At 71.4% G+C, this 23362-nt stretch carries 25 protein-coding genes; 16 read left to right on the top strand and 9 right to left on the bottom strand.

What is annotated here, in order from left to right; all coding sequences use genetic code 11:
- The first annotated feature begins 7 nt into the window (after positions 1–7).
- A complete protein-coding gene (locus OG737_RS04335) occupies positions 8–583 on the top strand; it encodes a histidine phosphatase family protein (protein WP_328924802.1) in 576 nt (191 codons plus the stop codon).
- A 41-nt stretch (positions 584–624) separates the two neighbouring features.
- A complete protein-coding gene (locus OG737_RS04330; protein WP_328924801.1) occupies positions 625–1374 on the top strand; it encodes an N-acetyltransferase in 750 nt (249 codons plus the stop codon).
- Positions 1375–1394: 20 nt separating this feature from the next.
- Here OG737_RS04330 and OG737_RS04325 read toward each other — a convergent pair whose 3' ends face one another.
- Complete coding sequence (locus OG737_RS04325; RefSeq protein WP_328924800.1) at positions 1395–2438, bottom strand: PP2C family protein-serine/threonine phosphatase; 1044 nt, start codon at positions 2436–2438, stop codon at positions 1395–1397.
- A 254-nt stretch (positions 2439–2692) separates the two neighbouring features.
- Here OG737_RS04325 and argC point away from each other — a divergent pair, with 254 nt between their 5' ends.
- Genes argC through OG737_RS04300 form a run of 5 tightly spaced genes read left to right on the top strand, consistent with a single transcriptional unit; the run spans position 2693 to position 7547 of the window.
- Positions 2693–3721 carry an N-acetyl-gamma-glutamyl-phosphate reductase gene (gene argC / locus OG737_RS04320; RefSeq protein ID WP_328924799.1) on the top strand — a complete coding sequence of 343 codons (1029 nt, stop codon included), beginning with the start codon at positions 2693–2695 and terminating at the stop codon, positions 3719–3721.
- Positions 3718–4875 (top strand): bifunctional glutamate N-acetyltransferase/amino-acid acetyltransferase ArgJ, encoded by a 1158-nt coding sequence (gene argJ, locus OG737_RS04315; RefSeq protein ID WP_328924798.1) that lies wholly within the window; start codon positions 3718–3720, stop codon positions 4873–4875. The genes argC and argJ overlap by 4 nt, the downstream gene beginning before the upstream one ends.
- A complete protein-coding gene (gene argB / locus OG737_RS04310; protein WP_328924797.1) occupies positions 4872–5780 on the top strand; it encodes an acetylglutamate kinase in 909 nt (302 codons plus the stop codon). The genes argJ and argB overlap by 4 nt, the downstream gene beginning before the upstream one ends.
- Positions 5777–7003, top strand: coding sequence for an acetylornithine transaminase (locus OG737_RS04305; RefSeq protein WP_328924796.1), 1227 nt, complete (start codon positions 5777–5779; stop codon positions 7001–7003). The genes argB and OG737_RS04305 overlap by 4 nt, the downstream gene beginning before the upstream one ends.
- Before the next feature lie 7 nt (positions 7004–7010).
- On the top strand, positions 7011–7547 hold the full coding sequence (locus OG737_RS04300) for an arginine repressor (protein ID WP_328924795.1): 537 nt from the start codon (positions 7011–7013) through the stop codon (positions 7545–7547).
- Between the two features lie 12 nt (positions 7548–7559).
- Here the strand turns inward: OG737_RS04300 and OG737_RS04295 are convergent, their stop codons facing one another.
- Genes OG737_RS04295 through OG737_RS04285 form a run of 3 tightly spaced genes read right to left on the bottom strand, consistent with a single transcriptional unit; the run spans position 7560 to position 10345 of the window.
- Positions 7560–8255 (bottom strand): L,D-transpeptidase, encoded by a 696-nt coding sequence (locus OG737_RS04295; protein WP_405681449.1) that lies wholly within the window; start codon positions 8253–8255, stop codon positions 7560–7562.
- Positions 8256–8261: 6 nt separating this feature from the next.
- Positions 8262–8843, bottom strand: coding sequence for a pyridoxamine 5'-phosphate oxidase family protein (locus OG737_RS04290; protein WP_328924794.1), 582 nt, complete (start codon positions 8841–8843; stop codon positions 8262–8264).
- 5 nt (positions 8844–8848) lie between these two features.
- Positions 8849–10345 (bottom strand): hypothetical protein, encoded by a 1497-nt coding sequence (locus tag OG737_RS04285; RefSeq protein ID WP_405921204.1) that lies wholly within the window; start codon positions 10343–10345, stop codon positions 8849–8851.
- 261 nt (positions 10346–10606) lie between these two features.
- Here OG737_RS04285 and argH point away from each other — a divergent pair, with 261 nt between their 5' ends.
- Positions 10607–12034 carry an argininosuccinate lyase gene (argH, locus tag OG737_RS04280; RefSeq protein ID WP_405921203.1) on the top strand — a complete coding sequence of 476 codons (1428 nt, stop codon included), beginning with the start codon at positions 10607–10609 and terminating at the stop codon, positions 12032–12034.
- A 66-nt stretch (positions 12035–12100) separates the two neighbouring features.
- Here argH and OG737_RS04275 read toward each other — a convergent pair whose 3' ends face one another.
- Both OG737_RS04275 and OG737_RS04270 read right to left on the bottom strand, forming a co-directional pair.
- The gene (locus tag OG737_RS04275) at positions 12101–12520 is read right to left on the bottom strand and encodes a hypothetical protein (RefSeq protein ID WP_328924791.1); all 420 of its coding nucleotides are present in this window, start codon (positions 12518–12520) and stop codon (positions 12101–12103) included.
- 245 nt (positions 12521–12765) lie between these two features.
- Positions 12766–13275, bottom strand: a complete 510-nt coding sequence (locus tag OG737_RS04270) for an HAD domain-containing protein (protein ID WP_405921202.1) — start codon at positions 13273–13275, stop codon at positions 12766–12768.
- A gap of 89 nt (positions 13276–13364) precedes the next feature.
- On the opposite strand from OG737_RS04270, the gene OG737_RS04265 reads away from it, so the two are divergent.
- The 3 genes from OG737_RS04265 (at position 13365) to OG737_RS04255 (ending at position 17002) form a co-directional block, all read left to right on the top strand.
- A complete protein-coding gene (locus tag OG737_RS04265; RefSeq protein WP_405921201.1) occupies positions 13365–13913 on the top strand; it encodes a TetR/AcrR family transcriptional regulator in 549 nt (182 codons plus the stop codon).
- Positions 13913–15457, top strand: a complete 1545-nt coding sequence (locus OG737_RS04260; protein ID WP_328924788.1) for an MFS transporter — start codon at positions 13913–13915, stop codon at positions 15455–15457. Before OG737_RS04265 ends, OG737_RS04260 begins: the two co-directional genes overlap by 1 nt.
- 69 nt (positions 15458–15526) lie before the next feature.
- A complete protein-coding gene (locus OG737_RS04255; protein ID WP_328924787.1) occupies positions 15527–17002 on the top strand; it encodes a membrane-associated oxidoreductase in 1476 nt (491 codons plus the stop codon).
- A 7-nt stretch (positions 17003–17009) separates the two neighbouring features.
- Here the strand turns inward: OG737_RS04255 and OG737_RS04250 are convergent, their stop codons facing one another.
- Positions 17010–17639 carry a lysophospholipid acyltransferase family protein gene (locus tag OG737_RS04250; protein ID WP_328924786.1) on the bottom strand — a complete coding sequence of 210 codons (630 nt, stop codon included), beginning with the start codon at positions 17637–17639 and terminating at the stop codon, positions 17010–17012.
- A gap of 272 nt (positions 17640–17911) precedes the next feature.
- Between OG737_RS04250 and OG737_RS04245 the strand changes: the two genes are divergently transcribed.
- The 3 genes from OG737_RS04245 (at position 17912) to OG737_RS04235 (ending at position 20211) form a co-directional block, all read left to right on the top strand.
- A complete protein-coding gene (locus tag OG737_RS04245) occupies positions 17912–19075 on the top strand; it encodes a glycerophosphodiester phosphodiesterase (RefSeq protein ID WP_405680235.1) in 1164 nt (387 codons plus the stop codon).
- A 73-nt stretch (positions 19076–19148) separates the two neighbouring features.
- On the top strand, positions 19149–19670 hold the full coding sequence (locus OG737_RS04240; RefSeq protein ID WP_328924784.1) for a sigma-70 family RNA polymerase sigma factor: 522 nt from the start codon (positions 19149–19151) through the stop codon (positions 19668–19670).
- 37 nt (positions 19671–19707) lie between these two features.
- Positions 19708–20211 (top strand): GNAT family N-acetyltransferase, encoded by a 504-nt coding sequence (locus tag OG737_RS04235; RefSeq protein ID WP_328924783.1) that lies wholly within the window; start codon positions 19708–19710, stop codon positions 20209–20211.
- Between the two features lie 13 nt (positions 20212–20224).
- Here the strand turns inward: OG737_RS04235 and OG737_RS04230 are convergent, their stop codons facing one another.
- Together OG737_RS04230 and OG737_RS04225 are read right to left on the bottom strand one after the other, a co-directional pair.
- A complete protein-coding gene (locus tag OG737_RS04230) occupies positions 20225–20620 on the bottom strand; it encodes a hypothetical protein (RefSeq protein ID WP_328930202.1) in 396 nt (131 codons plus the stop codon).
- A 13-nt stretch (positions 20621–20633) separates the two neighbouring features.
- A complete protein-coding gene (locus OG737_RS04225) occupies positions 20634–21002 on the bottom strand; it encodes a hypothetical protein (protein ID WP_328924782.1) in 369 nt (122 codons plus the stop codon).
- 563 nt (positions 21003–21565) lie between these two features.
- On the opposite strand from OG737_RS04225, the gene OG737_RS04220 reads away from it, so the two are divergent.
- Positions 21566–22630, top strand: a complete 1065-nt coding sequence (locus OG737_RS04220) for an ATP-binding cassette domain-containing protein (protein ID WP_328924781.1) — start codon at positions 21566–21568, stop codon at positions 22628–22630.
- Positions 22627–23295 (top strand): methionine ABC transporter permease, encoded by a 669-nt coding sequence (locus OG737_RS04215; RefSeq protein WP_328924780.1) that lies wholly within the window; start codon positions 22627–22629, stop codon positions 23293–23295. Before OG737_RS04220 ends, OG737_RS04215 begins: the two co-directional genes overlap by 4 nt.
- Positions 23296–23362: the final 67 nt, after the last annotated feature.

Here is a 23362-nt window from a genome sequence, read left to right as displayed (position 1 = left end):
TCACCGCATGCACGTTCGGGTTTCGCTCGTCGCGGCAGCCCGCAGTTCCTCGCTGCTCGCCGAGCGCTTCGACGACGACCGGCCGCTGGACGGCCCGGGCCGCCGGTCGCTGGAGTACGCCGCCCACGGGCTCGTGCCGCTGGGCGCGGCCGAGCTGCGCTACTGCTCGCCGACCCCGCGCAGCCGGGCCACCGGCGAGGCCCTGGGGTTCGCGCCCCTCGCGCAGCCCGCGCTCCGCGAGTGCGACATGGGCCGCTGGCGGGGGCTGACCCTCGCCGAAGTGACCGCGCACGAACCGGGGGCGGTGGACCTCTGGCTGACCGACCCGCGGGCCGCCCCGCACGGCGGGGAGTCGCTGCTCGCCTTCATCGCCCGGATCGGCGGCTGGCTGGACACCAGGCCGGCCGATGACGGGGGCCGGATCGTGGCGGTGGCGGAGCCCTCCGTGGTCCGGGCGGCCCTCGTCTACGCGCTGAAGGCGCCACCGCTGACCTACTGGAACGTGGACGTGCGGCCGCTGTCCACGATGACCCTGACGGGCTGGTCGGGGCGCTGGCACCTCTCCCTCCAGGCGCCCGTGTAAATCGATTGCACCCCCCCACGGCACCTCCCTAACCTGCGACGATGACCGGAATCATGATCAGCACCATCGCGGAGCGGCCCGAACTGGCGGCACGGCTCTGGGACATGAAGGACTCCTGGCCCGAGTTCGCCCAGCACGACTCACTGGCCTGGCTGCTGTACCCGCGGATGGTGGCCGAGTTCCCGGAGTACGTCCTGATAGCCACGGACGGCGACGCGGTGGTCGCCCGCGGCTTCAGCCTGCCCTTCGCGCAGCACGCACCGGGCCGCGACGGGGTGCTGCCCGCGCAGGGCTGGGACCGGATCCTGATGTGGGCCTTCTCCGACCGCCGACGTGGCGTCGAACCCGACACCGTGAGCGCGATCGAGATCAGCATCGCCACCGGCCGGCAGGGCGAGGGGCTGTCCGGCATGATGCTGGCCGCGATGCGGGAGAACGCGCGTGCCCGAGGCTTCGCGGAGGCGGTGGCCCCCGTCCGCCCCAGCGGAAAACCGGCCGAGCCGGACACCTCGATCCACGAGTACGCGTACCGGACCCGCGAAGACGGGCTCCCCCACGACCCCTGGCTGCGCGTCCACGTCCGCGCGGGCGGCGTCATCGACTCGGTGGCCCCGCTCTCGATGACGATCACCGGCTCGCTCGCGCAGTGGCGCGACTGGACGGGACTGCCCTTCGACACGCCCGGCCCGGTCCACGTCCCGGGCGCCCTCGCCCCGGTCCGCTGCGAACCGGAACAGGGCTACGCGGTCTACGTGGAGCCGAACGTCTGGGTCCGCCACCCGCTCGGCTGACGAACGGGGGCGGGGGGACTTCACGCGAGCCGGTCGACGAGGATCATCGCCACGTCGTCCGTCAGGCGGCCCTCGGTGTGGCGGACCAGTGCCTCGTGCAGTTCGTCCAGGAACTCCTGTGGGGAGGTGCCGGCGGGTATCTGCTCCATGGTCTGCGGCAGGGGGAGGAAGCCGTTGTCACGATCGCGGGCCTCGATCACGCCGTCGGTGTAGAGCAGCAGCCGGTCACCGGGCAGGAACGGGTAGCTCTCGGGCCTGGCCGGAGGACCGCTGACGAGGTCTTCGAGACCGAGCGGCGGCAGTGGCGAGGCGGGCGTCAGGGCCCGGACCCTGCCCTGGTGCAGCACCAGGGCGGGCGGATGGCCGCGGTTGACCAGGTGCACCACCGGCTCTTCCGGCACCTGGGCGATGAGCGCGGTGGTGAATCCCTCCATGAGGACTTCGGGAAGTTCTGCCTGGGAGTAGGTACCCGGTACGGCGGCCTCCCGCCGCAGCGCGGCCGAGCAATGGTTCATGACCTCCTGCAGTTCGTCCTCGTAGTGGACGGCCTCCCGGAACGCGCCCAATGCCACCGCGACCGCGCGGATGGCCGACAGCCCCTTCCCCCGGACGTCCCCCACGATCAGGCGGACGCCGTAGCGCGTCTGCACGGCCTCGTACAGATCGCCGCCTATCTGCGCCCCCGTCCCGGCCGCGAGGCACAGGCTGGCCGCCCGTACCGGGCCCAGGAGCTCGGGGACGGGCCGCAGGACGACCTCCTGAGCCGCCACCGCGATCCGGCGGACCTGCTCGAGCTCGCTCTGCCTGCGGGTGCGCACCGCTTTGCTCAGCATGACACTGGCCACGGACACCAAGATGATCGCCAGGAAGTTGCCGATGATCAGCTGGGTCTGGGTTCCCCACGAGTGGTTGTAGGTCGCGGAGGTCGCGTTCACACTCGCGGCGAGGGCTGCCGCGGACAGCGTGCCCAGCGGGCCCATCGTCAGCGCGGCGAGCGCCGGCGTCGTGGTGAGCATGGGGCCGGTGACCAGTTCGTGTGCGGGCGAGAGTTCGACGCTCAGCACGCCCAGCGCGATCGCGAAAGGCGCGCACTTCGCCAGTGTGAACAGGACCGAGCCGTGACGGCCCGCTCCTGTTCGAGAGGACGCCCCTTGCCGAACGCGCGCGCGAGGATGTGACCCCATGGGAACAGCCTGCCTCGGGGAAGCCGCCACGGCCTCCCGGAACCGTGACCGCATTTCCCGGGCCGGCCGGGTGATCCGAGCTTTGCATAAAAGTGCGTCGGTACGTATAGTCATGCCATCGATGAGGAGGTCCGATGGTGGTACGTGTAGCGGTGGCCGGAGCGAGTGGATACGCGGGCGGTGAACTCCTGCGCCTGCTCCTCTCTCACCCCGAGGTGGAGATCGGCGCGCTGACCGGCAACTCCAACGCCGGACAGCTCCTCGGCTCCCTGCAGCCGCACCTCGTGCCGCTCGCGGGGCGGACCCTGGAGGCGACCGACGCCGAGGTCCTCGCGGGCCACGACGTCGTGTTCCTCGCGCTCCCGCACGGCCAGTCCGCCGCCGTCGCCGCCCAGCTCGGCGAGGACGTCCTCGTCGTCGACATGGGCGCCGACCACCGGCTCAAGAGCTCGGCCGACTGGGACCGGTTCTACGGCGCCCCGCACGCCGGGACCTGGCCCTACGGGCTCCCCGAGCTGCCCGGCGGGCGCGCCGCGCTACAGGGCGCCAAGCGGATCGCCGTCCCCGGCTGCTTCCCCACCGCCGTCTCCCTCGCGCTGTTCCCCGCGTACCAGGCGCGGCTCGCCGGGCCGGAGGCCGTCGTCGTCGCCGCCACCGGCACCTCGGGCGCGGGCAAGGCGCTCAAGACCCACCTGCTCGGCGCCGAGGTCATGGGCAGCGTCACCCCGTACGGAGTGGGCGGCGGCCACCGGCACACCCCCGAGATGGTGCAGAACCTGTCCCCGCTCGCGGGCACCGAGGTCAGCGTGTCGTTCACGCCGACCCTCGTGCCGATGGCCCGCGGCATCCTCGCCACCTGCTCCGCCAAGGCCCTTCCCGGCACCACCGCCGAATCGCTGCGCGCCGCCTACGAGAAGGCGTACGCCGACGAGCCCTTCGTACGGCTGCTGCCCGAGGGCCAGTGGCCGTCCACCAAGTCCGTCCACGGATCCAACGCCGTTCACCTGCAGGTCGCCCACGACGAGTCCGCGCAGCGCATCATCGCCATCAGCGCCATCGACAACCTGACCAAGGGCACCGCCGGCGGCGCGGTACAGAGCATGAACATCGCCCTCGGGCTTCACGAGAGCCTGGGGCTTTCCACGATCGGAGTGGCACCGTGAGCGTCACGGCAGCACAGGGATTCACCGCGGCCGGCATCGCCGCCGGGATCAAGGAGAACGGCAACCCGGACCTCGCCCTCGTGGTCAACCACGGGCCGCGGCTCTCCGCCGCGGGCGTCTTCACCTCCAACCGCGTCAAGGCCGCGCCCGTGCACTGGTCCGAGCAGGTCCTGCGCGGCGCCACGGTGAGCGCGGTCGTCCTGAACTCCGGCGGCGCCAACGCCTGCACCGGCCCCAAGGGCTTCCAGGACACCCACGCCACCGCCGAGAAGGTCGCCGAGACGCTCGGAGCGGACTTCAACGCCGGCGAGGTCGCGGTCGCGTCCACCGGCCTGATCGGTGTCCTGCTCCCCATGGACAAGCTGCTCCCGGGCATCGAGACCGCCGCGGCCGCCCTGTCGGCGGACGGCGGCGAGGCCGCGGCCATCGCCATCAAGACCACCGACACCGTGCACAAGACGGCCACCGTCTCCCAGGGAGGCTGGACCGTCGGCGGCATGGCCAAGGGCGCGGGCATGCTCGCCCCGGGCCTGGCCACCATGCTCGTCGTCCTCACCACCGACGCCGACGTGGACAGCCCCGCCCTCGACCGGGCGCTGCGCTCCGCCACCCGCACCACCTTCGACCGGGTCGACTCCGACGGCTGCATGTCCACCAACGACACGGTGCTGCTGCTCGCCTCCGGCGCCTCCGGCCAGGTGCCCGCGTACGAGGAGTTCGCCGAGGCCGTACGCACCGTCTGCGACGACCTCGCCCGCCAGCTGATCGGCGACGCCGAAGGCGCCAGCAAGGACATCCGCATCGAGGTGATCGGCGCGGCCGACGAGGACGACGCGGTCGAGGTCGGCCGGTCCATCGCCCGGAACAACCTGCTCAAGTGCGCCATCCACGGCGAGGACCCGAACTGGGGCCGGGTGCTCTCCGCCATCGGCACCACCAAGGCGGCCTTCGACCCGGACCGGCTGAACGTCGCGATCAACGGCGTCTGGGTCTGCAAGAACGGCTCGGTCGGCGAGGACCGCGACCTGGTCAGCATGAAGGACCGGGAGGTCCGCATCACCGCCGACCTGTCCACCGGCGGCGCATCCGCCGTCATCTGGGCCAACGACCTGACCGCCGAGTACGTCCACGAGAACAGCGCCTACAGCTCATGAGCACCGCCAGGAAGCACACCGCTCTCCCCAAGGCGGAGATCCTCATCGAAGCCCTGCCCTGGCTCACCCGGCACAACGGCAAGGTCGTCGTCATCAAGTTCGGCGGCAACGCCATGATCGACCAGGACCTCAAGGCCGCCTTCGCCCAGGACGTGGTCTTCCTGCGCCAGGCGGGCCTGAAGCCCGTCGTGGTGCACGGCGGCGGCCCCCAGATCAACGCCCAGCTCGACAAGCAGGGCCTGGTCAGCGAATTCAAGGCGGGCCTGCGCGTCACGACCCCCGAGGCCATGGACGTCGTACGGATGGTCCTGGCGGGCCAGGTCCAGCGCGAGCTGGTCGGCCTGCTCAACCAGCACGGGCCGCTCGCCGTAGGCCTGACCGGCGAGGACGCCCACACCATCACCGCCACCAAGCACAGCCCGGAGATCGACGGCGAGGTCGTCGACATCGGGCGGGTCGGCGAGATCACCGCCATCGACACCGGCGCGATCGAGGCACTGCTGGCGGACGGCCGGATCCCGGTCATCTCCTCCATCGCGCGCAGCGCCGACGACCACCACGTGTACAACGTGAACGCCGACACGGCCGCCGCGGCGCTGGCCGCCGCGCTCGGCGCCGAAACGCTGATGGTCCTCACCGACGTCGAGGGCCTCTACGCGGACTGGCCCAACAGCGACGAGGTCATCAGCAGGCTCACCGTCAGCGAGCTGGAGAAGCTGCTGCCCGAGCTGTCCAGCGGCATGGTGCCCAAGATGCAGGGCTGCCTGCACGCCGTCCGGGGCGGCGTCAGCACCGCCCGCGTGATCGACGGACGGGTCCAGCACTCGATCCTGCTGGAAATCTTCACGGACGAGGGAATCGGCACGATGGTCGTGCCCGACGAGCAGCAAGGGGGAGCGCAGTGACCGGCGATCAGGAGACCGGCCATCAGGAGACCGGCAACCAGCGGTACAGCGCCCGTTGGCAGGGCGCGCTGACCAACAACTACGGCACCCCGGCGCTGGCCCTCGTACGCGGTGAGGGCGCCCAGGTCTGGGACGCGGACGGCAAGCAGTACACCGACTTCGTCGGCGGCATCGCGGTCAACGCCCTCGGCCACGCCCACCCGGCGATCGTCGCGGCCGTGACCGGCCAGATCTCGACGCTGGGCCACGTCTCCAACCTCTACGCCTCCGAGCCGGTCATCGCGCTCGGCGAGCGGCTGCTCCAGCTCTTCGGCCGCCCCGGCAAGGTCTTCTTCTGCAACTCCGGCGCGGAGGCGGTCGAAGCCGCCTTCAAGATCGGCAGGCTGACCGGGCGGACCCACATGGTCGCCACCTCCGGCGGATTCCACGGCCGGACCATGGGCGCCCTCGCCCTCACCGGCCAGCCGACGAAGCAGGACCCCTTCCTGCCGCTGCCCGGTGACGTCACGCACGTCCCCTACGGCGACGTGGAGGCCCTGCGCGCCGCCGTCACCGAGCAGACCGCGCTCGTCGTCATCGAGCCCGTCCAGGGCGAGAACGGTGTCGTCGTGCCCCCCGCCGGCTACCTGACGGCCGCCCGCGAGATCACCCGCGCCACCGGCACCCTCCTCGTCCTCGACGAGGTGCAGACCGGCATCGGCCGGTGCGGCCAGTGGTTCGAGCACCAGGCCCACGAGGGCGTCGAGCCCGACCTGGTCACCCTCGCCAAGGGGCTGGGCGGCGGTCTGCCCATCGGCGCCGTCGTCGCCTTCGGCCCGGCCGCGGACCTGCTCCGGCCCGGCCAGCACGGCACCACCTTCGGCGGGAACCCGGTGGCCTGCGCCGCGGGCCTCGCCGTCATCGACACCATCGCGACCGAAGGCCTGCTCGACCAGGTCAAGGCGCGCGGCGAGCGGCTGCGCTCCGGAATCGAGTCTTCCGCCCATCCGCTGGTCTCCCACGTCCGCGGCGCGGGCCTTCTCCTGGGTATCGTGCTGACCGAGCCCCTCGCACCCCGGGTGCAACAGGCGGCTCAGGACGCCGGCTACCTGGTCAACGCGCCCGCCCCCGACGTCGTACGGCTCATGCCTCCGTACGTACTCTCCGAGGCCGAGGCGGACGCGTTCCTCCGGGACCTGCCCGGCATCCTCGACGCAGCCAACGGGGACGGATCCGGAGAATGAGACGACGATGAGTCAGGCGCAGGACAACGAGTACGGCGGGCAGGCCGTCCCGCAGACCCGCACCGCCCGCCACCGCCGGATCGTGGACATCCTCAACCGGCAGCCGGTCCGCTCCCAGAGCCAGCTGGCCAAGCTGCTCGCCGACGACGGGCTGAGCGTCACCCAGGCGACGCTCTCCCGCGACCTCGACGAGCTGGGCGCGGTGAAGATCCGCAACACCGGCGGCGAGCTGATCTACGCGGTGCCCAGCGAGGGCGGTTTCCGCACCCCGCAGGCCCCGCTCGGCGAGTCCGCGAAGGAGGAGCGCATGCGGCGCCTCTCCGGGGAGCTGCTGATCTCGGCGGAGGCTTCGGCGAACCTCGTGGTCCTGCGCACCCCGCCGGGTGCGGCGCAGTTCCTCGCCTCCGCGATCGACCAGGCCGAACTCCGGGAGATCCTCGGCACGATCGCGGGCGACGACACCCTGATGCTGATCAGCCGTGACCCGGCGGGCGGCCAGGCCCTGGCCGACCACCTCCTGCGCCTGGCCCAGAAGGAAGGCTGACCCGCGTCCCGGCTAGTACCGGGTCACGTCCAGGGCCCCGGACCAGGTGCCGATCGCGATGTGGGGGTGGCGGCGCGGGTTCGCCCAGCGCAGGATCTCCCGCATCGCCCTCTCCGGTACGGATACGCAACCGGCCGTCGCGCCCTTGCCGTTGACGTGCAGGAAGATTCCCGCGCCCCGGCCGCGTACGGGCTCGGCGTAGTTGAAGGCGATGAGCAGCGCGTGCGCGTACTGCTTCTCGTACGTCACCAGGTGCTCGGCCTCGCCCGGCGCGCAGTCCGCGGGCAGCGTCTCCACCCAGCGGTTGTAGCTGGCGGACGCGTTGTCCTGGCACCACCACGAACGGTCCGTCACCCGCCGGTAGCGGTACTCCGTTCCGGCCGGTGCGCGCCGGATCCCGAAGGCGTACGGGAGCTCGTACAGGCCCGTCGGCGTGGTGTTCGTGCCCTGGGTCCGGGTCGCGCCCTCGGTCAGTCCGTTCGCCCCGAAGCGGGCGTCCGCGCTCCCGGCCTCGTACCACCGCCCCGCCCGCCGGTCCCACCAGGTCAGCCGACCGGTAGTGGAGCCGGGAGCGGGTGCGACGGCCGTGATCAGCTGGCTTCCGCCGCCGGTGTCGGCGAGACGGGCGGGCAGCGGGGGATGGTTCTCAATGCCCTGCGGGAGCAGGGCGGTGACGATCGTTACGCCGGTGACGAGAGCGGTACGCAGCACATATCAGACGGTACGGGGCGGAAGGGGCAGAGGCAGCGCAGGCAGGCCGTCGAGGCTCGTCCCGATGAAGTCCTTCTTCTCGCAGTACTCGGCGAACTCCTCGTCCGTCTTGCGGCCGAAGTACTCCGCGTGGAGGGTGCGCTCGCCCTGGTACTCCATCAAGGGGACGGCGTACCCGCACACATCGGCGATCCGGCGGGCGTGGACGACGATGACCGCGCGGGCGGACGGCCCGTCGGCCTCGCCGAACAGGGCGATCAGTTCGCCCCAGCGGGGGTCGTCGCGGAAGACCGCCTCGCCCTCGCCGTGTATGCGCACGATGTTGGGCGGGCCGGAGAACGCGCACCACATCAGGGTGATCCGGCCGTTCTCGCGGACGTGCGCGATGGTCTCGGCGCCGCTGCCGCCGAAGTCCAGGTAGGCGAGGGTCTGCTCGTCGATGACGACGAGGGTGCCGGCGCGGCCCTTGGGTGACAGGTTGACGTGCCCGTCACCCGCGAGCGGGGCGGTCGCGGTGAAGAAGACCGGCTGCTCCTCGATGAAGGCGCGCAGCCGGCCGTCTATGCGTTCGTATTGCTTTCCCATGAAGATCAGTATCCGCTCATGCCGCATTCCGCACGGGGAATTGCGAGCTGCGAGCGCATCCATCGGATGGCGTAGCCGCTGGCCAGCCCCGTGCAACGGTCCAGCAGGGCGCCGACCTCCGGGTCACCGGCCGACAGGCGCATCGGCCCGTACGTGGGCCACAGGCCTTGTATGTGCTGCGCGGCGAGGTGCCGCAGTCCCGGGTCCGTGACCGCCTGCAGCTCCACGGCGGCCCGCAGCCACGCCACACCACCCTGCGCGTACAGCAGCCGGTACGCGGCCCGGCGGGTGTGGAGCGGCTGCTCGGGAGCGGTGCGGGCCAGCAGCCAGTCGGCGGGCAGCCGCCCGGCCTCGGAGCGCAGGCTCAGGGAGACCTCGCGGGCCACGGCGGGCGACGGGTCGTCCAACAGCGGCCGCAGCAGCTCGTGGTCGGTGGCGTCCATCAGCCGCAGCCCGCCCACTGCGGCGGCTCGCACCGCACCGGCGGGGTGCTCCAGCAGCGCGCGCAGCAGCGGCGCGTCCGCGGGCCCGGCGCACTCGGCGAAGCCGGTCACGGCGTTCGGGGTCACCCGGGCCGGGTCCTCCAGCAGCGCGCGGGTGACGGCGTACGGGTCGTCGCCGCCCTGCCGGACCAGCCAGCGGGCGCACGCCCGGACCGTGCCGGACCGGTCGGCGAGGTGGTCCACGGCCTCCGCCGCCCGGCCAGCCCGGCGCAGGGCGGTGACCCCGCCGGCCCGGACCAGCGGAAAGTGCCCGGCGAGGAGGTCGTCGATCGCCGCGCCGTCCGGCCCGTCGGCGGCCATGGCCGCCAGGGCGGCGTCCACCCAGATCCGGCTCGTCACCGGGTCCCGCTCGTCGCGGGCCCGCGCGGCGAGCTCCCGTACGCCGGTCCGGCCGGCCTCCGACGTCAGCCGGGCGGCGAACCGCCGGGCCGGCAGGTCGGCCCGCAGGCACAGGAGGTTCAGGATGGAGTCACGCTGCTCGCTGGTCAGCGAATTCAGGCTCCACGTCGTCGATGCCCGCCCGGGGCGCCACCACGCGGCGAGCAAGGAGTACCGGCCGCTCACGGCGGCCTCCAGCTGCTCCACCGCCCAGGCGCCGTGCTCGCGCCGGCCGAGGCGGAGGATCAGCGGGGCGAGCGTGACCAGTGTGCTGACGGGGTCGCGGGCCACGATCCTGCCGAGCACGCGCCGGGCGCGGTTGCGCACGGCCGGGACCCAGTCGGCGCACCGGATCACGACGAGGTGCGCCGGCGGGCGCCGCCACGCGCTCAGCGCGGACTCGCGGATCCGTCCGTCGGGGTCGCACAGGCGGGCCTCGATCCGATTGCTCGGCAGGGCCCCGCCGAGCCGGGAGCGGTCACGCCGTACGTCCTTGTCGAAGGCGGTCCAGGCCTCCGGCCCGCTCCGGAAGAGCATGCGGACGGCGACATCGGGGTCCCTTCTCAGCAGGATCGCCACCGCGGCCCGCCCCCGCTCCGCGTCCCGTCGCAAGTCCCACATGTGCCCTCCCCGGATGTCTGCCGCTGATCGTAGGCGGCCGCCACGGGCGGCGCCCTCGATATACGAGCTGGTCAGGAGTGCGGTGGCGACTTCGATTGACGAAACATACGGAGTACTGCATAGTTATGCCTGCGACCCTGTGCGGCGGCCCGCCGTCGTCACCGGCGCCGAGCACGTAGTGCGAATGCGGCCTCCCCGTTACCTCCGCGGCGGGGAGGCCGTTGCACACCCGAAGCCATGCAGTCTTGAGGAGCAGTAGCTGTGAGCAGCAACAACGGTGACGTCCGGCTCTGGGGCGGCCGCTTTGCCGACGGCCCGGCCGAGGCCCTCGCGAAGCTGTCCGCGTCGGTCCACTTCGACTGGCGCCTCGCGCCGTACGACATCGCGGGCTCCCGCGCGCACGCCCGAGTGCTGCACAAGGCCGGCCTGCTCACCCACGACGAGCTCGAACGCATGATCGCCGGCCTCGACCAGCTCGAAGCCGATGTGGCGAGCGGGTCCTTCACCGGGACCATGGCCGACGAGGACGTGCACACCGCGCTGGAACGCGGCCTGCTGGAGCGGCTCGGCCCCGACCTCGGCGGCAAGCTGCGGGCCGGCCGGTCCCGCAACGACCAGGTGGCCACCCTCTTCCGGATGTACCTGCGCGACCACGCCCGGATCATCGGCGGGCTGGTCGCCGACCTCCAGGACGCGCTGGTCGGCCTCGCCGAGAGCCACGCGGACGTGGCGATGCCCGGCCGGACCCACCTCCAGCACGCGCAGCCGGTGCTCTTCGCGCACCACGTACTGGCCCACGTGCAGTCCCTGTCCCGGGACGCGGAGCGGCTGCGGCAGTGGGACACCCGCACGGCGGTCTCCCCGTACGGTTCGGGGGCCCTTGCCGGCTCCTCGCTGGGCCTGGACCCGGAGGCGGTCGCCGCCGACCTGGGCTTCGAGCGGGGGTCGGTCGGCAATTCGATCGACGGCACGGCCTCGCGCGACTTCGTCGCCGAGTTCGCCTTCGTCACCGCGATGATCGGGATCAACCTGTCCCGGATCGCGGAGGAGATCATCATCTGGAACACGAAGGAGTTCTCCTTCGTGACCCTGCACGACGCCTTCTCCACCGGGTCGTCGATCATGCCGCAGAAGAAGAACCCGGACATCGCGGAGCTGGCGCGCGGCAAGTCGGGACGCCTCATCGGCAACCTGACCGGCCTGCTCGCCACCCTCAAGGCGCTGCCGCTGGCGTACAACCGGGACCTCCAGGAGGACAAGGAGCCCGTCTTCGACTCCTGCGACACCCTTGAGGTCCTGCTGCCGGCCTTCACCGGGATGATGGCCACCCTGACGGTCAACCGCGAGCGGATGGAAGAGCTGGCTCCGGCGGGCTTCTCGCTCGCCACCGACATCGCGGAGTGGCTGGTCAAGCAGGGTGTGCCGTTCCGGGTGGCGCACGAGGTGGCCGGCGAGTGCGTCAAGGTGTGCGAGGTGCTCGGGATCGAGCTGGACGAGCTGACGGACGAGCAGTTCGCCAAGATCTCGGAGCACCTGACCCCCGAGGTCCGGACCGTCCTGAACGTCAAGGGCGCGCTGGCGTCGCGGAGCGGCCGCGGCGGCACCGCCCCGTCGGCGGTCGCCGTCCAGCTGACCGAGCTGAAGGCGGACCTGGTCATCCAGCACGCCTGGGCGATCCACAAGCAGTAGCCGACGCGCCCGCAGGGGCGGTACGGGCCCGCACGGCCCGTACCGACCCTGCGGCGTGTGCGGGGATCAGCAGACGACGGTGATCGAGAACGGCCGGTCGCTGTCGACGGCCGCGGTGCCGCCCGCGGACGGCGTCGCGGTGCGGATGAAGAGGGTGTTCCCGTTCACCTGGCCGACCAGAATGGACGAGCTGCCCGGCCCGGGGTCGTTCCCGCCGTTGGTGTTGATCGTGCCCAGGAGCGCGCACCCGTTGAGGCCGGACGAAGTCGTGATGTTGTAGCGGCCGATGCCGAACTTGTTGATCCCGGTGATGCCCTGCCCGCCCAGCACTTGTCCGTTCGCGGCGACCTTGGCCCAGGCGGTGGTGGTCGCGGCGGCGCGCGCCGCCTCCCTCGGCTCGGCCGAGGCCGACGAGACGGCGACCGCACCCCCGACGGTGAGTGCGAGCGCGGTGATCCCTACGGCCAGCTTCCTTGACCCGTTCATGGTTCTCTCCCTGCCGAAGACGGATTCGGTACGGGTGAACCCATCCCGGGAAAGGGCTCACTGCTGATGAGGTTCCTCCTCGCCGCGACGCCGAGGAAGATCTTCCGGGGGCTGTCACCCCAATTGATCAGAGCGCCGCGCGCGAGGCGCATTCGTTCGATGGGCTATTTCCTCACCCGCCTCGTTGACGCGCAGGCATCAACACCTCGATCACGGGTAGTCATGATCGAATCACGCTCGGTTGCTCAAGCCGCCCAGTCCGCCAGCCTGTCGAAGTCCGCCCGGGTCAGCCCGATCCGCTCGTCGATCCGCATGAGCAGCGCCCGCGCCGGGTGCAGCTGGTCGACGTACTCGTGGTCCATGGCCGTGATGTCGTCGTCGATCCAGGCGAAGGGCCGGGAGCCCGCGTACTCCAGGACGTACTGCGTCTTCCAGAACGTGCCGCGCGGCGCCCGGCCGTGCATCGACGGCCAGTCGATGAAGGGGAGCCGCGGCAGGCCCAGGTGGGGCCCTATCCAGTCGTTCGCCTCGTCCTTCCAGGTGGTGGCCCAGACCAGCTCGTACGCGTCCGCCAGCGCGAGCAGCTCCGCGCCGTGGGCGGGATTCAGCCAGACCCGCAACGGCTTCGCACTCTCCGCCTCCCTCCAGCCCGTCGGTCGCATGCGGTGGGTGGTGTACCCCTCGGGGCGGCGCTGGGGCTTGGCCGCGTAGGGGTTCAGTGGTCCGTCGACATCGATCAGCAGCAGTGGCTTCATCGGCTCAGATTCCCTTCCGGCTGCCCATGAAGCAGCCTATTTTTCGCGAGAATGAGACACTGGCGTCTCATTCGGGGTATGTTTGTCTCATGGCCATGGATCGTGACCAGGTGCTCCGCGACGCGGCCGCCCTGCTTTCCCGCAAGTCGACCGCCACGATGGACGAGGTCGCCCGCGCCGCCGGAATCGGGCGCGCGACCCTCCACCGGCACTTCGCCGGGCGCGACGCCCTCGTACGGGCCCTCGAAGAACTCGGCATCCGGGAGTTCGAGGTCGCCTTCGACAACGCCCGCCTGGACGAGGGGAGCGCGGTCGACGCGCTGCGCCGGCTCGTGGCGGAGGCCGAGCCCAATGCCGAGCTGCTGGCCTTCCTCGTCACCGAGAACCAGCTGTTCGAAGGCGACCAGGTCAACGAGGGATGGGCCCGCCTCGACGCCCGCGTCGGCGCGCTCTTCCGGCGCGGCCAGGCCGAGGGTGACGTCCGGATCGACCTGAGCCCCGCCTGGCTCACCGAGGCCCTCTACGGCCTCATCGGCACCTGCGCCTGGGCCGTCATGGACGGCCGGGTCGCGGCCAAGGACTTTCAGTACATGATCATCGAGCTGCTGCTCGGTGGCGCGCGACGGAGTGTGGAGTGATGAGCAGTACCGAACAGCTCAAGGCGCAGACGGGGGTGGAGGGGAGGAGCCCCGGGCGCTGGCTGGCGCTCTCCGTGCTCGTGCTGGCCGTGCTGCTGGTCGCGGTGGACGCCACCGTACTCGGTCTCGCCACCCCGTCCCTCTCCGAGGACCTGGAGCCCTCCGGCACCCAGCTCCTGTGGATCGGCGACATCTACTCCTTCGTCATCGCCGGACTGCTCGTCTCCATGGGCTCCCTCGGCGACCGCATCGGCCGCAAGAAGCTGCTGCTGGCCGGTGCCACGGCCTTCGGCGCCGTCTCCGTCCTGAGCGCCTACGCGACCAGCCCCGAGATGATGATCGTCGCCCGGGCCCTGCTCGGCGTGGCCGGCGCGACCCTGATGCCGTCCACCCTCGCGCTGATCCGCAACATCTTCCACGACCCCAAGGAGCGCAGCCTCGCCATCGGCATCTGGGGCGCCACCGCCTCCGCCGGCGCCGCCGTGGGCCCGGTCGTCGGCGGGGCCCTGCTCCAGCACTTCTGGTGGGGCTCGGTCTTCCTCATCAACCTGCCCGTGATGATCGTCCTGGTCCTCGTCGGCATCAAGCTGCTGCCCGAGTCGAAGAACCCGGTCGCCGGACCCTGGGACCTGGTCAGCGTCGGCCTGTCGCTCATAGGCGTCATCGGCGTCGTGTACGCCGTCAAGGAAGTCGCCACCCACGGCGCGACCTGGGGCGTCTGGGCCGCCGCCGTCATCGGCGCCGGGTGCCTGTACGCCTTCGTGCGCCGCCAGTTCACCCTGCCGTCCCCGCTCCTCGACATGCGGCTCTTCAAGCACCGCGGCTTCTCCGGCGCGGTCCTGGCCGACCTGCTCACCGTCTTCGGCCTCTCCGGGCTGGTCTTCTTCCTCTCCCAGTTCCTCCAGCTCGTACAGGGCCGCGACCCGCTGGAGGCGGGCCTGGCCGAACTGCCCGCCGCCATCGGTGCGGTGGTCACCGGTCTGGTCGCCGGGCGGTACGCCCGCCGGCACTCCGTACGGTCCGTCGTCGCCGGCGGCCTCGCCGCCATCGGCCTGGCCCTCGGCGTGCTCACCGTGATCCACAAGGAGACCGGCTACCCGCTGCTCGGCGCGGCCCTGCTCGTCGTCGGCCTCGGCGCCGGCTTCTCCTTCACCGTCACGGCCGACGTCATCCTCTCCAGCGTGCCCAAGGAACAGGCCGGTTCGGCCTCCGCCGTCTCCGAGACGGCGTACGAACTCGGCGCCGCCCTCGGCATCGCCCTGCTCGGCTCCATCGTGACCGGCGTCTACCAGGGCTTCACCGCCCCGGACTCCGTCGCCGCACCCGTCGCCGACGCCGCCCACGAATCCCTCGGCGGGGCCGTCGACGCGGCCACGTCACTGGATCCGCACGCCGCCGAGGTGATGGTCGGCGCCGCCCAGGACGCTTTCGTGGACGGGCTGCGGCTCGCCTCCGGCGTCGGCGCGGCCGTGCTGCTGGCCACCGCCGCGGCTGCCTGGTTCCTACTCAGGGGCCAGAAGCTCCAGGGCGGCGTCGAGCACTGACGTCCCGCCAGGGGGTGCTGTCCCGAACGGAGTTGACAGTCCGTCGGACCCCGGGACACCATCCCGGCGATGGAGATCAACGATCTGACCCCGGCCGAACGCCGCGTATGGGACGCCTTCCCGCGCGGTGAGCGCGTCGATTTCCGGGACGACCCGGAGGAGAACGGCGCCGCCGGTGCCGGATGGGGGCCCGAGCGGACCGTACGCGCCGAGGTGCTCACCGCCCTGCTGCTGGGCCGGCACCGGGCCGAGGGGCAGGTCGCCGGACTCAACGTCCGGGGCGCCAGGATCACCGGCAAGCTCGACCTCATGTACGCCGTCGTCGAGCACCCGATCCGGCTGCGCGCGTGCTGGTTCGAGCGCAAACCCAACGTCTACGGGGCCCAGCTGCGCGCCCTGACCCTGAACGACTCGACGCTGCCCGGACTGAGCGGCGCGACCGTCCGCGTCGACGTCGCGCTGCGGCTGTCCTGCTGCCGGATCACCGGACCGGTCCGGCTCGCGGGAGCCCGGATAGCCGGAGGCCTCTTCCTCCGAAGGGCCGTCATCGGGAGCTCCGGCACCGGCGAGGCGGACCAGGAGCCCCCGCTCCAGGTCAGCCACGCCGACATCGGCACCGACGTCATCGCCATGGAGCTCACCGTCCATGGCCAGACCCGCATCAACGGCACCACGGTCGGCGGCCAGATCAACCTCAACGACGCCCGCCTGCTGGCCCCCGGCGGCATCGCACTGCACGCCGAGAACCTGACCGTCGGCACCGACGTGCGGGGTCACCGGCTGGAGGCCCGTGGCACGTTCAACCTGACGGGATCCCGCATTCCGGGCCAGCTCTACCTCGGGCGCGCCGCGTTCACCAACCCCGACGGGGTCGCCCTGCGCGCGTCCAGCTGCGCGATCGGCGAGGTGTGGCTGAGCTCCTGCGACACCATCCAGGGCGTCGTGAGCCTGCGCCGCTCGCAGTTCGACCTGCTGCACATAGCGCCCGACACCTGGCCCGCGCAGATCCGCATCGACGGCCTCAGCTACCGCACCCTGGCCCCGCACCTGCCCGCCGAGCAGCGGCTGCCCGTCCTGGAGCGCGAGGAGTCGGGCTACCTCGGGTACGCCTACGAGCAGCTCGCGGCGGCCTACCGTACGGCCGGCGACGAGGCGGCCGCCCGGACCGTGCAGCTCGCCAAGCTGCGCCGGCACCGCCGCACCCTGCCCCGGCACGCCAGGGTCTGGGGGCTGCTCCAGGACGTCACGGTCGGCTACGGCTTCCGGCCGCTGCGCGCGGCCGGCTGGCTGCTGGCGCTCGTGCTCGTCGGCTCGATCGCCTACGGGCTGCACGCGCCCCGGCCGCTGAAGGCGGGGGAGGCGCCCGACTTCAACGCCGTCTTCTACACGATCGACCTGATGCTGCCGATCATCGGCTTCGGGCAGGAGTCGGCCTTCGCGCCGAGTGGCTGGTACCAGTGGCTGTCGTACCTGCTGATCGTGACCGGCTGGGTCCTCGCCACCACGACGGCGGCGGGCGTCAGCCGGTCACTCCAGCGCCAGTGAAACGGCTTCAGGCAGCCTTGGCCTTGGTGGCGTACATGTCCACGTACTCCTGGCCCGAGAGGCGCATGACCTCGGCCATCACCGAGTCGGTGACCGCGCGCAGCACGTACCGGTCGCGGTCCATGCCCTCGTAGCGGGAGAACTCCATCGGCTCGCCGAAGCGGACGGTGACCCGGCCCGGGCGCGGCATCCCGGCGCCGCCGGGCTGGAGCTTGTCGGTGCCGATCACCGCGAACGGGACCACGGGGGCGCCGGTCATCAGGGTCAGCCGGGCGATGCCGGTGCGGCCGCGGTAGAGGCGGCCGTCGGGGGAGCGGGTGCCCTCCGGGTAGATGCCGAAGATCTTGCCCTCTTCGAGGATCCGGCGCCCGGTCATCAGGGCCGCGACCCCGCCGTTGGCCCCGTCGCGGTCGACGGGGATCATGCCGGAGCCCGTGAAGAACCAGGCCATCGCGCGGCCCTTGATGCCCTTCCCCGTCACGTACTCGTCCTTGCCGATGAAGTGGACCGTGCGGTCGCACACCAGCGGAAGGATCATGGAGTCGATGAAGGTGAGGTGGTTGCCCGCCAAAATCACCGGTCCGGTGCCCGGAATGTTCTCGATGCCCTCCACACGGGTGCGGAACATCAGGCGCATGACCGGTCCGACAGTGGCTTTGATGAGGCGCGTACGGAACAACGTGGGCCCTCCGGCATCGAAAAGCGGTTCTCGCACCCACCACAGAGCGGTAGTGCAGGTGAGGACGATACTCGCGGGTCAGCTCTGATCGCACATCGGGTTCACGAGATGGATACGCAGTGTTGACCTGTGTTTGCGCCATGTTCCCTGCGCGCTGGCCCTGCCGACATCCCCTTTTGCCTACGATCGCCACGCAGATCCGGGCCTTTTCGTAACGGGGAGTGGCAGTCATGACACAGGGTGGGGCAGCGCGGCGCACGGTCCTGGGGGCCGCGGTCCTGGCGGCCGGAACCGGGATCACCGGGCTGGCGGCGGGCACCGCCGCGGCCTCGGAGGCCGGCCACGGCGACGGGGGCTACCGGGACCTCCCCTACCCCACGGTGATCGGCCACCGCGGGGCCAGCGGCTACCGGCCGGAGCACACGCTCGGCTCCTACCAGCTCGCCCTCGACCTGGGCGCCGATGTCATCGAGCAGGACCTGGTCCCGACCCGGGACGGGCACCTGGTGTGCCGCCACGAGAACGAGATCGGCGGCACCACCGACGTCGCCGACCACCCCGAGTTCGCCTCCCGGCGCACCACCAAGTCCGTGGACGGCGTTTCCGTCACCGGCTGGTTCACCGAGGACTTCACCCTCGCCGAGCTCAAGACCCTGCGCGCGAAGGAACGTATCCCCGCCGTCCGCCAGCGCAACACGCTCTACGACGGCCAGTGGGCGGTGCCCACCTTCGAGGAGGTCCTGCGCTGGGCCAACCGGGAGAGCCGCCGGCGCGACCGGCAGGTCTGGCTGCACGTGGAGACCAAGCACCCCAGCTACTTCCGGGCACTGGGCCTCGGCCTGGAGGAGCCCCTCGCCACACTGCTGCGCCGCTACGGCCGCGACCGCCGCGATTCGGCCGTGTTCCTCCAGTCCTTCGAGCCCTCCAGCATCCAGCGGCTCTCCCGGCTGGTCTCGGCGCCCCGCGTGGTCCTGCTCTCCGCCGCGGGCACCCGCCCCTGGGACTTCGAACAGGCCAAGGACCCGCGTACGGTCGCGGACCTGGTCAAGCCCGAGGGGCTGCGCTGGATCGCGGGCTTCGCCCAGGGCATCGGCCCGACCATGGACCTGATCCTCCCGCGCGACGCGGCCGGCAAGCTCGGTGCCCCGACCACCCTGGTCAAGGACGCCCACGCCCACGGGCTCGTGCTGCACCCCTACACCGCGCGCAACGAGAACAGCTTCCTGCCGGCCGACTTCCGCAAGGGCACGGATCCGGCCGCGTACGGGGACGCCTTCGGCGCCTTCCGGACGTACTTCGAACAGGGCATCGACGGCATCTTCACGGACAACCCGGACACCGGGCTGCTCGCGGCGGAAGCCTTCCGCCCGGGCCGACGCCCCGTCAACCGCTGAACGGACCTTCCCGAACGAGTGGGCCGGGCCCGGCGGGGAAACCGCCGGGCCCGGCCCACTCGTCCCGCCCGGCATGGACCTGCTGAAGGCTGACCTCTTTGAGAAGCTCGGCCCGCTGCTCTCCGCGGAGGCCGCCGCGGAGGCCCCGGGCACCGGAGAAGACGCGGCCGACCTGGAACAAGCCGTCTGGGTCAGGCTGCTGGAGAGCGGCCCCCGCGACCCGGACCCCGACGGCCGCGCGCGCTGGCTGCGCCGGGCGGTGCGCGCCGAGGCCCGGCTCGCCCGGCGGCGCGCCCGGCGCGAGATCCCGTACGGCGCGACCCCCGCGGACGGGGCCGGCGAACCGGAGGACGCGCTCCTGCACGGTGAGGCGAACCGGGCCCTCCGGTCGGCGGTCGCCCGATTGCCCGGACGCTGCCCGGAGCTGATGAAGGCACTTCTTTCGCCCAGGGACCTCACTTACCGTGAAATCGCAGGAGAGTTGGGTATCTCACAAGGAAGTTTGGGGCCCGTCCGTTCCCGTTGCCTGGGATGTCTGCGCAGAATGCTGGCTGCAGAGGTTGCGGCTCCTGGCCTTTGGGGAAGGGAGCGGTAGACCAACGGGCAACCAGGTGAGCGGGAGGCATGCGCACATGGGCATGAGCGTGACCATTTCGGCGGCGGCTGCCGAGGACGCTGAGCAGATCTTCAAGCTGCAGTACCTGGCCTTCCAGCGGGAGGCCGAGCTCTACGGCAACTACCTCATCCAGCCGCTCACCCAGTCCCTGGACTCCCTCAAGGGTGAACTGGCGACGGACACCGTGCTGGTGGCCCGGCTCGGCGACGAGGTCGTCGGCACCGTGCGCGGCAGCGTCGACGAGGACGGCACCGGGAAGATCGCCAAGCTGTGCGTGCACCCCCGGCTGCAGGGCCACGGTCTCGGCGCGCGCCTGCTGCGCGCGGTCGAGGAGGCACTCGCGGGCGACACCGCCACCACCCGCTTCCGCCTGCACACCGGGCACAAGAGCGAGTCCAACCTGCGGCTCTACCGCAAGGCCGGCTACACCCAGGTCGGCGGCCGCACGGCCTCCGACGGCGTGCGGCTGGTGATCCTGGAGAAGGAAGCCAAGGACACCGACTTCGCGGTCAGCGCCTGACCCTCCTCGGCCTTCAGCCCTTCTTGCGCAGCCAGAGCATCCCGGTGATCGGCAGGATCACCGGGATGAACAGGTAGCCCATCCCGAAGTCCGACCACACGGTCGCGTCGGGGAAGGCATCGGGGCGCACCAGGGTCCAGGTGCCCACCGTCAGGACGCCGGCCAGCTCGGCGGCGCAGCACCAGAGCGCCGCCCTGCGGGCCGCCTCCCCGCCGCGCACCAGCGAGTACGTGATGAACGCGTAGACCAGCGCCGCCACGGCGGACAGCGAGTACGCCAGCGGCGCCCGGTCGAACTCGGTGGAGATCTGGTAGGCCGATCGCGAGACCGCGCCCACCACCATCACCCCGTACAGCCACACCAGGAGCAGCCCCGGCCCGGAGACGAGCCGCTTGCGTCCGGCGGGCATGGCGGTCGTCGTGTCAGGCACCGGCGGTTCCCCAGATGTCGTAGAGCCGTACTTCGAGGACGGCGAGGACGACCGCGCCCGCGGCCACCGTCACCGAGCCCCACTTGGTCCGCTCGGTCAGCGAGAGCATCCCGGCGGCCGGTACCGCCGCGAAGGCGCCCACCAGGTAGGCCACGAAGATCACCGTGCCCTCGTCGGGCTTCTCGCCCCGGGCCAGCATGACCAGGCCGATCACCAGCTGGGCCAGGACCAGCACGGTCACCACGGCCATGCCGATGAAGTGCCAGTCCTTGGTCGGCTGGTCCCGCCATGCGGCGTGGCCGCACCAGGCGGCGAGGGCGAGTGCGGCCACGCCTATGGCGACCGTCAGGGCGTCGAGCATGCAGCGAGGGTATTACGGGCCGAAAGACCCGATGCGCGCACCCTCCCCGCTCGCCGCGACGGCCGTACGCGACCGTCGTGGTCTTGACCACAGTGCACACCTGCGCCGCACTCGGCGCGGACGTGACCCTACGGGAGCTGCCGGACGCGTCCGTGCAGGTCGGCACGGTGATCCGGCCCTCGGGAGGGGCGGCCGGGCCGACCGCTGCCGTCCGGTATGCGGGCGAATTCCGTCCGCTATCCGGACAGCGTTGATCGGTGAAGCGACATGTCTGCTTTACTTGGGCCCATGACCACGACGAGCTGCCGCACCCTTGCGACCGAGGCGACGATGACGCCCGGTGCTCGTTGTATGTGTCGAATGCGCGCCTTCTGAGGGCCCCTTCCGCACGCCTCGCGCCCCGAAGCGAGACCGGCCGAGCCTGTCCAACCGCCTTGGACCGCTCCTGCCCCGCGCCGCGCCGAGACCGCTGAATCATCCGGTTTCGACCCGTATCGCGTCCCCAGATCTTTGCCCCGTGCCCGGCACCGCTTTGCCGTGCACTCGACAGCGACGGAATTCCTGTGATCACCACATCGGGCCTCACGAAGGTCTACCAGTCCCGTGGCCGCGAGGTCACCGCCCTGGACGGCGTGGACCTCCACGTCCGCGAGGGCGAGGTCTACGGAGTCATCGGCCAGAGCGGCGCCGGCAAGTCCTCCCTGATCCGCTGCGTGAACCTGCTGGAGCGCCCCACCACCGGCACCGTGAGCGTCGACGGGGTCGACCTCACCGCGCTGGCGGGCCGCGGCCGCCGCGCCGGCAAGGAGCTCCGCGAGGCCCGCAGCCGTATCGGCATGGTCTTCCAGCATTTCAACCTGCTGTCCTCGCGCACCGTCCAGGGCAACATCGAGCTGCCCCTGGAGATCCTCGGCGTCTCCGGCCGCGAGCGCTCCCGCAAGGCCCTGGAACTCCTCGACCTGGTCGGCCTCGCCGACAAGGCCAAGGCCTACCCCACCCAGCTCTCCGGCGGTCAGAAGCAGCGCGTCGGCATCGCCCGCGCCCTGGCCGGCGACCCCAAGGTGCTGCTCTCCGACGAGGCCACCAGCGCGCTGGACCCCGAGACCACCCGCTCCATCCTCCAGCTGCTGCGCGACCTCAACCAGCAGCTCGGCCTCACCGTTCTGCTCATCACGCACGAGATGGACGTGGTCAAGTCCGTCTGCGACTCGGCCGCCCTGATGAAGCGAGGCCGGATCGTCGAGTCCGGCACCGTCGCCCAACTGCTCGCCACCCCCGGCTCCGAGCTCGCCGGTGAACTCTTCCCCGTCACCGGCGCCGCCACCGGCCCCGACCGCACCGTCGTCGACGTCACCTTCCACGGTGACGCCGCCGCCCAGCCGGTCATCTCGCAGCTCTCGCGCACGTACAACATCGACATCTCGATCCTCGGCGCCGCGATGGACACCGTCGCGGGCCGCCAGATCGGCCGCATGCGCATCGAACTGCCGGGCCGCTACGAGGACAACGTCGTGCCCGTCGGCTTCCTGCGCGAGCAGGGCCTCCAGGTGGACGTCGTCGAGGAAGAGGACGCCGCCGACACGATCGAGAACGAACTGGCCGCACTGGTCAAGGATGGTGCCAAGTGACCTGGTCCGAGATGCAGCCCCTGCTCACCCAGGGCACGTACGACACCCTCTACATGGTGCTGTGGTCGACCCTGGTGACCGTCCTGGGCGGACTGCCCATCGGCATCCTGCTGGTCCTCACCGACAAGGGCGGCCTCCTCCAGAACCGGCCGCTCAACAAGGTCCTGGGCGTGATCGTGAACATAGGCCGCTCGCTGCCGTTCATCATCCTGCTCATCTTCCTGATCCCGGTCACCACCGCGGTCGTGGGCACCTTCATCGGCCCCACCGCCATGATCGTCCCGCTCGCCATCGGCGCCGTCCCCTTCTTCGCCCGGCTCGTCGAGACCGCCGTCCGCGAGGTGGACCACGGCCTGATCGAGGCCGTCGAGTCCATGGGCGGCGGCATCCCCACCCTCGTCGGCAAGGTGCTCCTCCCGCAGGCCCTGCCGTCCCTCGTCGCCGGAGTCACCACCACCGTCATCACCCTGGTCGGCTACTCCGCCATGGCCGGCGCGGTCGGCGGCGAAGGCCTCGGATCCAAGGCCATCACCTACGGCTTCCAGCGCTTCGAGACCGGCTTCATGGTCGCCACCGTCGTCGTCCTGGTCGCCATCGTCACGGTGATCCAGCTCCTCGGCGACGGTGCGGTCCGCCTCCTGGCCCGCCGCGGCAGGACAGCCTGAACAGCCCTCGGGCCCACCAGACCTCCCCCCCCTCAAGAAAGCCCGCACTTGTCGTGCTTGGGCCACC

Source organism: Streptomyces sp. NBC_00122, assembly GCF_045160845.1.
Lineage (GTDB): Bacteria > Actinomycetota > Actinomycetes > Streptomycetales > Streptomycetaceae > Streptomyces.
The sequence above is the reverse complement of the archived record's forward strand: the minus strand, read 5'-3'. Positions and strand labels throughout refer to the sequence as shown.